11 protein-coding genes are annotated in these 14,798 nt (G+C 38.0%); 3 read left to right on the top strand and 8 right to left on the bottom strand.

Translation table 11 applies throughout. From position 1 onward, the window contains the following. Positions 1-62 precede the first annotated feature (62 nt). A complete protein-coding gene (locus H6F45_RS16760) occupies positions 63-2,954 on the top strand; it encodes a DUF499 domain-containing protein (protein ID WP_190347798.1) in 2,892 nt (963 codons plus the stop codon). 243 nt (positions 2,955-3,197) lie between these two features. Here the strand turns inward: H6F45_RS16760 and H6F45_RS16755 are convergent, their stop codons facing one another. Both H6F45_RS16755 and H6F45_RS16750 read right to left on the bottom strand, forming a co-directional pair. Continuing rightward, positions 3,198-4,949 (bottom strand): ABC transporter ATP-binding protein, encoded by a 1,752-nt coding sequence (locus H6F45_RS16755; protein ID WP_190347796.1) that lies wholly within the window; start codon positions 4,947-4,949, stop codon positions 3,198-3,200. Between the two features lie 152 nt (positions 4,950-5,101). Continuing rightward, positions 5,102-5,743 carry a hypothetical protein gene (locus tag H6F45_RS16750; protein WP_096567226.1) on the bottom strand — a complete coding sequence of 214 codons (642 nt, stop codon included), beginning with the start codon at positions 5,741-5,743 and terminating at the stop codon, positions 5,102-5,104. 475 nt (positions 5,744-6,218) lie between these two features. Here H6F45_RS16750 and galE point away from each other — a divergent pair, with 475 nt between their 5' ends. Further along, positions 6,219-7,217, top strand: a complete 999-nt coding sequence (gene galE / locus H6F45_RS16745) for a UDP-glucose 4-epimerase GalE (protein ID WP_190347794.1) — start codon at positions 6,219-6,221, stop codon at positions 7,215-7,217. A gap of 125 nt (positions 7,218-7,342) precedes the next feature. Here galE and H6F45_RS16740 read toward each other — a convergent pair whose 3' ends face one another. The 3 genes from H6F45_RS16740 to H6F45_RS16730 form a co-directional block, all read right to left on the bottom strand. After that, complete coding sequence (locus H6F45_RS16740) at positions 7,343-7,942, bottom strand: hypothetical protein (RefSeq protein ID WP_096567222.1); 600 nt, start codon at positions 7,940-7,942, stop codon at positions 7,343-7,345. 39 nt (positions 7,943-7,981) lie between these two features. After that, positions 7,982-9,223, bottom strand: coding sequence for a sulfite exporter TauE/SafE family protein (locus H6F45_RS16735; RefSeq protein WP_190347818.1), 1,242 nt, complete (start codon positions 9,221-9,223; stop codon positions 7,982-7,984). Positions 9,224-9,531: 308 nt separating this feature from the next. Continuing rightward, positions 9,532-9,963: a hypothetical protein gene (locus H6F45_RS16730; RefSeq protein WP_096567218.1), complete on the bottom strand. Its 432-nt coding sequence runs from the start codon at positions 9,961-9,963 to the stop codon at positions 9,532-9,534. Positions 9,964-10,117: 154 nt separating this feature from the next. Between H6F45_RS16730 and H6F45_RS16725 the strand changes: the two genes are divergently transcribed. Continuing rightward, positions 10,118-11,182 (top strand): alpha/beta hydrolase, encoded by a 1,065-nt coding sequence (locus tag H6F45_RS16725; RefSeq protein ID WP_190347816.1) that lies wholly within the window; start codon positions 10,118-10,120, stop codon positions 11,180-11,182. Positions 11,183-11,462: 280 nt separating this feature from the next. On the opposite strand, the gene H6F45_RS16720 is transcribed toward H6F45_RS16725, so the two are convergent. The 3 genes from H6F45_RS16720 to der all read right to left on the bottom strand — a co-directional run bounded on the left by H6F45_RS16720 (position 11,463) and on the right by der (position 14,769). Beyond that, positions 11,463-12,248, bottom strand: coding sequence for a DUF4058 family protein (locus H6F45_RS16720; protein ID WP_190347792.1), 786 nt, complete (start codon positions 12,246-12,248; stop codon positions 11,463-11,465). 97 nt (positions 12,249-12,345) lie between these two features. Then, positions 12,346-13,275: an energy-coupling factor transporter transmembrane protein EcfT gene (locus H6F45_RS16715; protein WP_190347790.1), complete on the bottom strand. Its 930-nt coding sequence runs from the start codon at positions 13,273-13,275 to the stop codon at positions 12,346-12,348. A 132-nt stretch (positions 13,276-13,407) separates the two neighbouring features. Then, positions 13,408-14,769, bottom strand: a complete 1,362-nt coding sequence (der, locus tag H6F45_RS16710; RefSeq protein WP_137668358.1) for a ribosome biogenesis GTPase Der — start codon at positions 14,767-14,769, stop codon at positions 13,408-13,410. Positions 14,770-14,798: the final 29 nt, after the last annotated feature.

The following is a 14,798-nucleotide window of genomic DNA, read 5'->3' as shown; positions in this document are numbered from 1 at the left end:
GGTTTAACTTCATAACCCAAACACTCCCCACTCCGCACTCCCACACACATTTAAATTTATTTATGGCAACTATTAAACCTTGGTACAAAATTGATGGACTAACACCCCGCGAAGACCTACGGGAAGGTAAACCTTTAGATGCTGCGGAATTTGCAGTACATTTAGACCAGGTTAGAAATCAAAAAGCACCTGCTGACTATCAACAACCAGACAGGTTTTTTGAACGTACCTATTTAACTAAATATTTAACAGAATTTTCCGCCCAAGTTGTGCGACGTTTATCGGGTGAAAAAACAGAAACTTCTGCTATTTTTAATCTTTCTACTCAATTTGGTGGCGGTAAAACCCACGCCTTAACTTTACTTTATCATTTAGCTAAAGGTGGTGCTATTGCTAATAATTGGACTGGTGTACAAAAGATATTACAAAAAGCTGGTATTTCCTCAGTTCCAAAAGCAGCAGTAGCGGTATTTGTCGGCACTGAATTTGATTCTCTTAATGGCCGCGGTGGTAATGATGGTACACCATTACGGAAAACTCCCTGGGGAGAAATTGCTTATCAATTAGGTGGAGAAAATGCCTTAGCTATATTAGCGCAACACGAAGCAGAATTTATTGAACCTAAAGGCGATGTTATTAAACAATTTCTGCCTAAAGATCAACCCTGTTTAATATTAATGGATGAAATTATTAATTATGTTAGTACCTATCGTGGCAAGGGTTATCACAATAGTTTATATAATTTCATTCAAGCATTATCAGAAACGGCTAGAGGTTTAGATAATGTAGTGTTAGTAGTTTCCATTCCCGCTTCCGAAATGGAATACACCTCAGCCGATGAAGGGGATGAACAAAGATTTAAAAAAATGCTGGATAGGGTGGGTAAACCTATCATCATGTCAGCAGAAGCAGAAACTTCAGAAATTATCAGAAGAAGACTATTTGAATGGGATGCTGGGGCTGTCAGTGCAGATGGTAGGATTATGTTACCAAAAGATGCTATTAATACCTGTAATGAATACGCAGACTGGGTACTAGACCACCGTCAACAACTTCCTAATTGGTTTCCTGTAGATAACCCCCGTGAAGCTTTTTATGCTACCTATCCTTTCCATCCCTCAGTGCTATCAGTATTTGAGCGCAAATGGCAAGTTTTACCCCGCTTCCAACGCACCAGGGGAGTATTACGACTCCTAGCATTGTGGGTATCTAATGCTTACCAACAAGGATATCAAGGCGCACACCGTGACCCCTTAATTACTTTAGGAACAGCACCACTAGATAACCCCCAATTTCGCGCTGCTGTTTTTGGACAATTAGGCGAAGATAGATTAGAAGGTGCAGTAACAACTGATATTTGTGGTAAAAAAGATTCCCATGCTATTCGTTTAGATATGGCAGCTGATGACCAAATTAAAAAAGCACGACTGCACCGCAAAGTCACAACCACAATATTTTTTGAATCTAATGGTGGTATTTTACGTGCAGAATCTACTATACCAGAAATTCGGTTAGCAGTAGCAGAACCATCTTTAGATATTGGTAATGTAGAAACAGTTTTAGAGACACTAGCTACAGATTGTTATTATTTGTCAATAGAAAAAAATAAATATCGTTTTAGTCTGTCACCCAACTTAAACAAAATTTTAGCAGACCGTCGCGCCAATATCCAATCAGAAAGAATTACAGAAAGAGTCAAAGCCGAAATTAAAAAAGTTTTTACTTCTCATCCAGGAATTCAATTAATTTACTTTCCAGAAAATTCTAGTACAATTTCTAATCGTCCTGTTTTAACTTTAGCAATATTAGCACCAGAACATTCTATCCAGGATAGTCAGACTCTAAAAATGATAGAGTCCATGACTAAAGAATGTGGTACATCAGATAGAACCTTTAAAAGTGGGATAATTTGGGCAGTTGCTGATACTGATACCAAACTGCGAGAAGAAGCGAGAAAAGTTTTAGCTTGGGAAGATATACGGGACGAGGAACAAGGACTAGATGAAAACCAAAACCGACAATTAGGAGAAAATCTGAAAAAATGTGAATCCAACTTAAAAGAAAGCGTGTGGAATGCCTATAAATATGTTGCTTTATTGGGTAAAGATAACAAAATTCGTGTAATTGATTTTGGACAAGTTAACTCTAGTCAAGCCGATAAATTAGTTAACTTAATTATCAATAAATTACGGCAAAGTGACGATGTTATTGATATTATTAACCCTCGCTTTTTAAGCAGAAATTGGCCACCAGCATTTACAGAATGGAGTACCAAAGCTGTCCGCGATGCTTTTTTTGCATCTCCATTATTTCCCAGACTGTTGAATAGTGATGCTGTCAAAGAGGCCATCTCTCGCGGTGTCAAAGATGGAACTTTAGCTTATGTTGGTAAAACCAGCAATGGTTATGAACCGTTTCACTACCAATGCACCTTTACCTCTGCGGAGGTGGAAATTTCTGAGGATATGTTCATCATCACCCAAGAAACAGCAGCAGCTTACCAAACAGCTTTAGCTGCAAGTGTAACAGTTTCTGAAACCCCATCAACGACACCGCAAACCGAGCCAACTGGTACTTACACCCCAGCTAATACTAACAGTAGTTCTGCACCTATTACAAACACTGTAGGAGAGAAACCTGCACCCTATGATAGTAATACGAAAAAATCACAAGATGAACCAGAACCAAAAAAAGATGAACCTGAGATTATAACCCCAGTTGCATTACCCAAATTATTAAAGTGGAGTGGTGTAATTACACCGCAAAAATGGATGAACTTTTACACGAAAGTGCTGACCAAGTTTGCTACTAATAAAGACTTAAAATTGACATTAAAAGTGGAGGTTCTAGTAGAGGGAGAAATAGCTACCCAAAAGATTGAAGAAACAAAAGTAGCTCTGTCTGAGTTGGGGCTAAATAATGATGTTGAGACTGATATACACGAAAATCGCTAAAAGAATTTTACTGTTTACTTTCATATAATGGATATGCTACCAGATAGAAAAATTACTGAGATTAACCTCAGATTTCATAAATTAGGTTGGGATAAACAAAAAAGAGAGGAATATAATTAGGGCTTGCTGAATAAATACAAAAACTCCCCGCGTCGGGGAGAGGTTTGGAGAGGGGTTTATTTATACATTAAAAACTTTTCAAACATCCTCTTACAGGAAAATTTGCTACTTTAATGTAGTTACTCAATGTAGTAACTCTTCTACTTGATGCTGACTCCACAATTTTTGATATAATCCTGGTTGTTCCACAAGTTCTGAATGTTTACCAATTTGTACAATTTTACCATGATCCATAACCATGATTCTATCAGCAGTCGCCGCTGCTGAAAGTTGATGGGTAATGAAAATCACGGTTTTCTGTTTTGTACCGCTAGAGAGATTTTTCAGAATTTTGGTAGCAGTTTGATTATCCACACTAGAAAGGGCATCATCTAAAATTAAAACTGGAGCATCAATTAACATGGCTCTAGCTAAAGATGTACGTTGTCGCTGGCCACCGGAAAGGGTAATTCCTCTTTCACCAACAATTGTTTCATATTCCTGGGGGAAATTATTAATTTCAGCGGCTATTTGAGCAAGATTAGCAACAGCTTCTACCCTTTCTTGTTCACTAATGGGGTCGCCATAACGGATATTATTTTTAATGGTGGTACTAAACAAAAAACTATCTTGAGGAACGTAAGCGATCGCCCCTCGTAAATCATTTAATACTATTTTTGTAACATCCAAACCATCTAAAAATAAATGTTCCTCCTGAATATCCAACAACCGTGGTAAAGCATTAGCTAAAGTAGATTTTCCCGAACCAATAGCCCCGACCACTGCTACCACTTCCCCTGGTTTAATAGTAAAGTTAATATCATCTAAAGCCGGGGTATTAGCACCAGGGTAGGTGTAACTAAAATTTTTGGCTGTAACTTCACCTTTAACTGTATTTGTGGGTAGAGAAATAGCATCAGGTGGATCTTGAATTTTGGGAATGATACTAAAAATTGATTCTAACCGATCAATACTAACTTCACCTCTTTGGTAAGCAGTAATGGTAAAACCTAATAAAGCCGTGGGGAAAACTAAACGCTCTACATAAATCAATAAAGCCAAAAAATCACCCACAGCCAGATTACCAGAAGATATCCGCATAGTTCCCAACCAAATAATAATTAGGGAACTAATATTAGCTAAACCACCAATCAGAGGAAACAGAGTACTGCGGGTTTTAGCTAATGTCAAGTTAGCTGTTAATAAAGCCTGATTTTTCTTTTGAAAAGCTCGACGCTCATTTTCTTCTTGAGCGTAAATTTTAATCAAAGAAATACCACTGATATCTTCTTGGATCAGTTCGCTAATATCCGAAAGTTGTTCTTGGACAGCAGCTTGTTGTGTGCGTAGGCGATCGCTAAAAAAATGCACCAACAAAAACATAAACGGATAAACTGCCAGAGAAGCTAAAGTCAGATCCACACTAATTGATAGCATTACTGGCAGCGTCAGAGTATAAGCAAAAAAAGTATTTGCTAAACTCAATACCGCAAAACCCAACAACCGCCTGATATTGTCCACATCGCTAGTAGCCCGACTAATAAGATCACCAGAAGTATTACTGGCAAAATAAGACGGTTCTAGTTGAAGTAAATGCTCAAAAATTCGCTGTTTCAGTTCAAATTCTACCTGACGACCCACACCAAAAATCCAGATGCGGGAAGCCATACGCATCATCCACATTGCGGAACTGAGGGCGATAATGATTACTACATAACGTAGTACCTGATCCAATCTAAAAGTTGTGGAAACTGTATCCACCCCAGAGCGAATCAGCAAAGGGATATAAACGCCCAACCCATTGACAGACAATAAGGCAATAATGCCCAAAGCAGTATCCTGCCAATGGGGACGTAAGTAACTACCGAGTTTAGCAAGCCGTCGAGATTGTGCCATTTAAGCAATTTTACACTTTGTCATCCTAAATCGCAAAAGGCAGGGGCATTGGGCGATTCAATGAAAGGATTTTGGATTTTGGATTGTTTTTGTCATCTAAAATCTAAAATCTAAAATCTAAAATCTAAAATTTTACTGCCCCTGCCTCCTGATCACGAGCGCCCACGTAAGAAAACGTAAATTTGATTAAGATAACTTTCCCAAACTTGGGTTGTGAGTTGCAGAGTTTCCGCATTAGGTACAAAATCTTCTACACGCAACCCCCTTGTACTGATAGCTTGAGGATTTTGTAGTAGATAAGATGGGATTTTCACATCACCCACAGGTAAGATGCCAGCAGTCATCACATCGGAGATGGTATTGGCACTGTTAATAGTTTGGTTAATAGCTGGTACTGTTGCTACCAATGTAGGAGGAGGCAATATAGCTGCAACTGGTGATCTAACTAAAAAGTAAGCAATAGCGGGTGTACTCGACAATAACAAAATTGTCAACGCCCAACCTAACAAATATCCCCCTGGTTTTTCTATGCCACCGCCTTTAATTTTTTGGGCAGCAAGCATCAACATTAAAGTGGCTGCGCCCAGAGGTTTGAGAGGAAACGAGATAAACCGCCACAGGGATGCCACCGCAGGTTCACCAGGATTAAAAAATGCCAAAGCTAAAACAACCAGTACAATCCCTAACACAAATCGGCCAACAAAGCTTACTGTTGGGTAGAATCTTTGGAACAAAGAATAGGCAACAACGCCAATTAATAGCCACAGTAAGACCCGGCTGAGTAATTGAAACATAGATTAACTCTCTAATTTTCTTGTGCGGCTAGTCTATGAGGATCAGGTATAGCAACCACCAAGGCGGTTAAAACCTCAGTGTAGTAATGGAAGTCTGGCTAAAACAGGGTGTTACTCCTGAACGGCAGTTGCTTCACTTGGGGAGACCCCAAGACCGCACTGCCTCCTCCTGACTCCTGTACGGGCGAAGCATTCGGGCGACTAATTATCAATTTTATGAAAAGGCTATTTTCCGAATGCTTCGCCCCTACGACTTCTGACTCCTGCTATAAGTGGGTTTATTTTATCGTCAAACTGCAATTTATCACTGACTTAAAAATAACTCCCACTTCACGCACACAGACTACCGTCGTAGTGATTTTAGAGCAAATTTTTGACACTGAGTGTATTATTTGGAATTTTTCAAAAGACTAACCTAACACCAGTGGCATAAATTAATTGAGTAGTCGTCGTCAACTCGTTAAAAGGAACAACTATGTCAACGCAAAACCCCACCATCCTAGTCACAGGGGGAGCAGGATACATCGGTTCTCATGCCGTGAAAGCCTTACTGCAAGCGGGTTATCAGGTGTTAATCTTGGATAATCTGGTCTATGGCCATCGAGATTTGGTAGAACAGGTTTTGCAGGTAAAACTCATTGAAGGTGATATAGAAGATCGTCCCCTGTTGGATCATCTGTTTCAAACCCACAAAATTGAAGCAGTTATGCACTTTTCTGCTTATGCCTATGTGGGTGAATCCGTAACTGACCCGGACAAATATTACCGTAATAATGTTGTGGCAACTTTGACGTTATTGGAAGCGATGCTGGCAGCGTCTATTAAAAAATTTGTCTTTTCTTCTACCTGTGCCACTTACGGAGTCCCAAAATTTATCCCTATCACTGAGGATCATCCCCAAAATCCCATTAACCCCTATGGTGCTACTAAGTTAATGGTGGAAAGGATACTCTCGGATTTTGATGTTGCTTACGGTTTAAAATCTGTATGTTTCCGCTATTTTAATGCTGCTGGTGCTGATCCTAGTGGTTTATTAGGAGAGGATCATAATCCCGAAACTCATTTAATTCCTTTGGTATTACAGACAGCTTTAGGTCAACGCCAATCAATTTCTATTTTTGGTACTGATTATCCCACCGCTGATGGTACTTGTATTCGTGATTATATTCACGTTTCTGATTTAGCAGATGCCCATATTTTAGGTTTGGAATATCTGCTTAAAGGTGGTGAAAGTAATGTTTTCAATTTAGGTAATGGTAACGGTTTTTCTGTGAGAGAAGTTATTGCTGCTGCTCAAGAAGTGACAGGAATAAATATATCAGTTCAAGAATGCGATCGCCGTCCTGGTGATCCTCCTTCTCTCATTGGTAGTAGCGAAAAAGCCAGAAAAATCTTAGGTTGGCAACCTATATATCCTGATATCAAAGATATTGTCACTCACGCCTGGAACTGGCATCAAAAAAGGCATAAGTAGGAGATTGGTGATTGGTGATTGGTGATTGGTGATTGGTGATTGGTGACAGAAAAAGGCAAAAGGCAAGAGTTTATTCTTACCAATTATCAATTATCCATTATCAATTATCAATTATCAATTACCCATTACCCTCTTTTCAGTGTTTTCACTACAAAAACTACAATTCCTATAGATAAAAGTAAAATTGCCACGATAATTATAGGTTGTACAAAACCTATAACCGCATTTTGTTGTTGATTATTCTGTTGATTATCTTCAATTACATTTTCTACTACTTGTGGTGTTGCTATTGCTTTACCTGCGGCCACAGTAACTTGAAACTTTAACTCAAAAGGTCGAAAACTCTCTGCTGTTGCTGGTTTTCCACTCAGTTGCAGTTCATAAACTCCTGGTTTGGGAAAAATTATGTCTGCTCCTGGTATGCCTTGATACCGTTCAGCATCAACGGGTTTTAAAGGAGGTTCAAGCAGTGCCGGTTCTTCTGGTGCATGGGGTTCTGCATAAATAGCCAACTCACAATCACACTCTTTTAAAGGTAGAACTTTACCACCTTTACGAGTCAAAGCAAACCAAGTTGCCGCAGGTTCACCAGCACGGGGATTATCATTAGGTTCAATGTGGATAGTACCGCCAATATCACCTGATATTTTGACCGTATGGGCAGAAGCAACAGGAAGAGATGTAAATGTTATAAATAACAAAAGTAGGAATAATTTGTAATTCATAATTGAAGGCAGGAGGCAGGAGTTTTCAATTTTCAATTTTCAATTTTCAATTGATTTGTCACCTTTCTTTGGAGGAACATAGAATTTTTCTAATTTTAAAATTGACCAAAACCAGCGCGATCGCACTAACAAAACACCCAAAGTAATTATTACCAATAACAAAGCTGCTAATCTATTACCCCAAGTTAATCTTAAAGCACCCAAGTAATGAGAACCAATTAAGACTACATGAATAGTAGCCAACAGCAAAGCAGGAACGCTCAACAGATGGATTTGTCGCCAACGCTTACCTAATGACTTTTGCAGAAAATCAAAACTTGTGCAAGCTGCTGGACTCATCAATACTAAAGCTACAGCACCCGCACCCATCGCCCATTGAAATTCTAGCGGTAAGAACCAAACAGCAGCAAAATTCCATTCTAAAGAGTGTTCTATATTATGAATGGTATGTACCACTGATAGCACAAACGCCCCTACTCCTAAAGCGCGACGGTAGCGCATAGGTGATGGACAAAAACCACTGAGAGGACGAGCAACTAAGGCCAAAATTAAGCAAATTAGGGCAGCGTGTCCACTGTAGTCTACCATTGTATCACCCGTTCGCAATAGGGTAATGATGCCAATGATTAATGTCACCCAACCACCCAAGCGAAATAACTGACTGCGCCTATCTTTACTCATCAAGGAAGTGGAAACACCTACTCCTAACATCGTCGGCAAAGTTCCCAAACCAAAAGCTAACATGGTAATTGCACCTTGCCATAAATTACCCGTAGCAGCAGCTTTGATTTGAGCAGCATATAAAAATCCACAAGGCATTAAACCCCAGGTCATACCCAAAAGTGCTGGTGTCCACCATTTTGTATGTAAAGATAGTTTCACCATTCCCGCACTTAAACGGTTATGTAAATTACCTTTTAACAAAGGGTGTAATAAGGGAATATGCGGTATTAAGTCTGGTTTAAGTTGTCCTAAACCAAACCAAATTAACATAATACCAGTAATTATAGCTATCCAGCGGCGTAAATCACTACCCACACCTGCTAATTGTCCACCTTCAACCAATGCCGAACCAAGAGCGCCAATAGCTGTACCTACTAGGGTATAGCTTAACAGTCTTCCTAAATTTAACAGAGTATGAAATTTTACTTGCTGTTGCCAATTTTGGGTTTCTTGTTGACGGGAAAGGGAAAAAGCAACTGCTAAAGGTCCACACATTCCAAAACAATGTCCAAAACTTCCCAAAAAACCCAGGAGCGATATAAGTAGTAAATCTAACATCATCTGATGATATATTATATGTTTTCAAAAATCAAATATGAGTCCTATATATTAATTAAGAGTTATTAATTCATAATTCATAATTCATAATTGTAAAGGTTTGATTCCCCTACCTTGGTAGACAGATCGGTTTCATCTGGGGTTGAAATCCTGATTTGAAACCTAATTATCAATTATCAATTATCAATTATCAATTATCATTGATGTTGTTTACTGGAAAAATTTAATGTATATTGACAAATTTGTCAAAAGACAAGCTGTCAAACTTGCCTTTATTGGCTATTGGCTGATTACCGATAACTGAATAATTACTTTTTAGGAAAAGTTAAAGTCCAGTTTTGGGGATTATTTAGTTGAAAATATAAACCTTGAAATATCATTTTGACAGCAATGCGACTTCTGATATACCTCCGAATTAAATGTGTTCCTGGTTCTGCAAAAACATCATCATAATTTTGGCGGTGTCCAAAAGGACGAGAACAGTATTTGTGATCGCCTGGAATTGATAACATAAAAAATTGACTTTCTTTGTATTCATCAGGAACTTGAAATATACCATATACATTATGTTCACCCAGCCAAGGTTTAACCCTCACCTGTTTAGCTTGCACTTGAAAATTTTGTTTGTTTAATTTGAGTACAGTTGCAAGTCCGCAATTAGAATCATTAACAGGCCACCAGATAATAATCATGATCAATGAAAACAAAAAAAGTAAACTATAGATCAAGGGAGGACGCATAAATTAACTACATCATTCAAGAAAAACAAAAGCCACCGATTTACCAGAAATCTGGTTATAATTACTATTAATCTATTCAACTTAAATTATTATTCACCCGGCTATTTTAAGTAACAACAGTAATTTTACTCAGTAATTTTACTCCTGTCCAACTATTTCGCCCTCACGTCTCTACGATCCTACACAAGCAGGAAGCGCCCAATTACAAATACTAAACTTAAATTTAAATGATGAAAAGCGTCAACGCAACATACCTGTTGATGTTTATTGGTCAAATTCTGCTAACACTGAAAAACCTGTAATTGTCTTTTCTCATGGTTACAAGTCAGTTCGCACAGACTTACGCTATTTAGCGGAACATCTTGCGTCTCACGGTTATGTAGTTGCAGCTTTAGAACATCCTGGTAGTAATTTTACAGCTAATAAAGATGGAGATTCTTTAAAATCACAGGAATTTTTAGCACGTCCCCAAGATGTGAGTTTTGTTCTCGATGAATTAGCAAAAATCAACCAAACTCCTAATAACCAATTACAAAGTAAACTAGCAACTAATAAGGTAATGGTTGTCGGTTATTCTTTTGGTGGTACTACAGCTTTAGCATTAGCTGGTGGTGAATTTCAAATTGCTAGTTTGAAACACAGCTGTGAGCAAAATTCCTCTAAATTAACTCCAGTACAAGAGTTTATTTGTGTAGCTCAAGAATTACCAGAAAATAGCTATCAATTGCGAGATAAAAGAATTAAACAAATTGTAGCTTTGACATCGGCTACATCTCTATTATTTGGGGAAACTGGTTTATCAAAGGTGCAAGTACCGACTCTGATGTTAACAGGTTCTGCTGATAATATTACCCCAATTTTAAGCGAACAAATTACCAGTTTTGCAACAACTCCCTCTCCTAAATGGTTAGCGGCTGCGGTTGGTGCTACCCATCTGAGTGTGCTAGATCCTAACTTAATTAGTGAACAACAAAGAACAAAAAACCTATCTATTTCTAGTCGGGAAGTGGTGGGTGAAAAAGCAGCGGATATTCACAAATATGTTAAAGCTATCACTTTAGCAATGGCAGCACAATTAACTCCAGAAGCTAGTAAATATAGTGTTTTTCTGACTCCAGATTATGCTCATTATGCTCAAATTGCTTCAACTCCACTTTTCCCATTTCGTCTAATGACTGAAATTCCCCCTGCTGCAATGGGTTTAATACCAAGAAATTAGGAAATGGGAAGAGAAAGTAAAAAGTCAAAAAAAAGGGGATACAATTTTGGATTTTGGATTGTTTTTGTCAACTCCAATCTAAAACCTAAAATCTAAAATCTAAAATTATTCTGACTCCTGACTAATGACTAATAAATACAAAAAAGGCTTGGAAGAGAACCCAAGCCCAGACTTCACTCAGGGTAAAATATGTAATCAATATATCGACTTTCAGTAATTTAAACATCCATCTAAAGGAATAAAATTGAACAAAGTCAGTAGTTTTACTGTTAAAAATATGCTACCTCAACCGTTTATGCCGCAACAACTCATCTATCCAAGCCGCATCTGCTTTTGCAAGTGCTGGTACTGGTTCTTGACTATAGTCTATGACCAAATCATAATTATAAATCTCATATACCTGATTTAACAAGGCTTTCAAATCTATTACTGGTTCACTATCACCTGCACACAAAGGTAAAGAAAAAGCTGGAATTATATTTTGTATATTAAAAGCATATAAATCTGCTTGAGGACGGCGATTTCCACGACACACTAAAATTCGATAATCACTTTCAATATTATCACCAAACATGGGCATGGGTTCGCCTTTGCGTAGTAAATCAATTTCTACTAAATTACTACGACTACCTAATACTTGTTGCCGTTTTTCTTGATATGCTTCTCTTCCTTTACCTGAACGTTTATTAGTAGGAGAAAGAATTTCAATTGTGGTAATTAATTTCTCTGTTCCAACTTCTTTAACTTCTAAATATCCTTCTTTAATATTAATTGGCATTGGTACGGTAACTGTTACAGATTTTGGTGCAGGTGCAGCAACAGCAACCTTTGTATTTTTGGTTTCACTGATATTTTTCCGACTTTTCACGATCACATCAGGAATACCTACTAATAATGAACTATCATCTATGGTTTCATAGGTTCTCACTTCTACGGCAACTCGATATTTAGGACGCAGTTGAGGTGATAAAAATCTGGCAATTTCGCTAATTAATAAGTGATGTAGTCCAGGAAATAAGTCTGGGTGTTCTAAATATGGGTTCATTCCGGGAAAGATAGAAGTCATTTCTTGAACTCCTTTGACAATTTTAGATTTTGGATTTTAGATTTTGGATTTTAGATTGGGAAATTATTTCCCTATCAGCTTGTGCTTTTCATCTACATTAAGAAACTTCTGTTCCAAATGCTATCCTCAGTCCCCAAAATACAATTAAAATTCCTATAGCTACCCAATCACCTGTTTTTAATTTTAATTCTTGCCATTTGACTCGATGTTCATTAGGACTGGTAAACCCTCTTACCATCATAGCATTTGCCATTTGTTCGGATCTTAATAGCAAATTTTCTAATAATCTTTCAATCACTATTAACCAAACTTTTGCACTTCCTTTTAATCCTAGTTTTTTCCAGTTAATTGCTCTTGTCATTACAGAACGTACTAGGTTTTGAATTTCTTCTAAAACTAAGGGTATAAACCGCAATGATAATGTTAAAGTGAGGGTAATTTCCGTGACGGGAATTGTGAATTTTCTCAACGGTTGCATTAAGCTTTCCATCCCAGATGTAATTTCTTCTGGTGCGGTTGTGAGTAAATATAAATTAGTGCTGTAAATTAAACTAAATACTATTGTACTCAAGCTAATTGCTAAATCCAAAGAACGACGATTTACTTTTATTGGTCCTTGGTGAATTAGCATATAACTGTATTCTTTATTACTATCTTCTATTTCTGGACTTGCTTTGCTATCTTTAGCGGTTGATGGTTGAGTTAAAACCTGTTCATTTGCTGGTAGGCGTGGTTGATAATTTATACTGTATCCGTCAGGGCTGATCGAACCGATCACCAATACCATTAATGACAGAACTAGCAACCAGCCCATTTGTTGCCGCCATACTCTCAGGGGAATTTTGGCAAATAAGGTAAAAATAATTAACATTATTACCAGTAGTACCCGCCAATAGTTGTTAGCAACTACATAGCTGGTGAGAAAGCTTAACAACCAAACTAACTTAACTCGTGGATCTAATTTATGTAGCCAAGTTTGCGGTTGTTCTAAGTATAATCCGAGTGGGAGCGATCGCAGTAAGTCCATATTTCAATTTTAGATTTTAGATTTTAGATTTTAGATTTTAGATTTTGCAGGAGAAAACTTTTGTAACTATGAAAATTTTGGATTGTTAGCTAATTTATCCTAATCTAAATCTAAAATCCCAAATCCCAAATTTTAAACGCGAGTTGCGCGGTTGACACTACCAACTTCCATTTCTCGGACTTTTTTACTCCGCCATAATACGCGAATTGGTGTACCTTCAAAACCCAATTGTTTGCGAAACTGTCTTTCTATGTACCGACGATAATTGTCATTGAAGCGTTTTGCATCGTTGACAAATAAGGCAAATGTGGGCGGTTGGGTACTCACTTGCGTACCATAATAGATTTTACCTTGTTTCCCACTACGTGATGCTGGTGGGGAATGCCAACTCACTGCGTCTGTGAGAACTTCATTCACTACTGAAGTGCTGACACGGCGTTTGTGTGATTCAGCAGCTTTATTCACCAATTCTAAAATCTTTTCTACCCTTTGACCTGTCATGGCACTAACAAAAATTGTATCTGCCCATTCAGTAAAATGTAAACGTGCTTCTAAACTCTTTTCATAATCATAGATTGTGTAAGAGTCTTTTTCGACCGCATCCCATTTGTTAACAACGATAATGCAAGCGCGTCCATCTTCAATAATGCGCCCAGCTAATTTTTGATCTTGTTCTGTGACTCCATCTAAAGCATCTAAAACCAATAACACCACATCGGAGCGACGAATGGCTTTAAAAGCGCGGTTAATACTGAAAAATTCAGTACCGTAATCTATGTGTTTCTTTTTACGGATTCCCGCAGTATCAATTAAGCGGTAAGTTTGTCCATCCCGTTCAACTAAAGTATCAATTGTGTCGCGGGTAGTTCCAGAAATAGGGCTAACTATGGCCCGTTCTTCACCCACGAAAGCATTTAATAAACTGGATTTACCAACATTAGGACGGCCAATAATGGCAACTTTAATTTCGGTATTTTCTTCTAAGTCTTGAACGTGGGGAATGTATTTAATTAACTCGTCGAGGATTTCACCAGTACCACTACCATGAATAGCGGAAATAGGGTAAGGTTCTCCTAATCCTAATTCCCAAAATTCACTGGCTTGAATTATACCTTGTTCTGGTGATTCACATTTATTCACCGCCAGTAATACTGGTACTGTTTGTTGCCGTAACCATAGCGCAATTTCTTCATCTGCTGGGGTTAAACCGGCTTGGCCATCGACTACAAATATTGCTGCACAAGCTTCTGAAAGTGCCGTCATTGCTTGTTGACGAATCAAAGGCAGAAATTCCGTATCATCGTTAAATACTAAACCGCCTGTATCAACCACGACAAATTCCCGATCTTGCCAAAATGCTGGTCGATAAGTGCGATCGCGTGTTACACCAGGTTCATCATGAACTATTGCGGTTTGATCTCCAGCTAAACGATTTACAAAAGTAGATTTGCCCACATTCGGGCGACCGATAATTGCTACAATTGGCAGTGCCATAAACTAAACTTTCTTGTGCTGAGTGTTGT

It is taken from the genome of Sphaerospermopsis sp. FACHB-1194, from assembly GCF_014696235.1.
GTDB classification, from domain to species: Bacteria; Cyanobacteriota; Cyanobacteriia; order Cyanobacteriales; family Nostocaceae; genus Sphaerospermopsis; species Sphaerospermopsis kisseleviana.
Note: the sequence above shows the minus strand (reverse complement) of the source record. Positions and strands in the feature narration are given on the sequence as shown.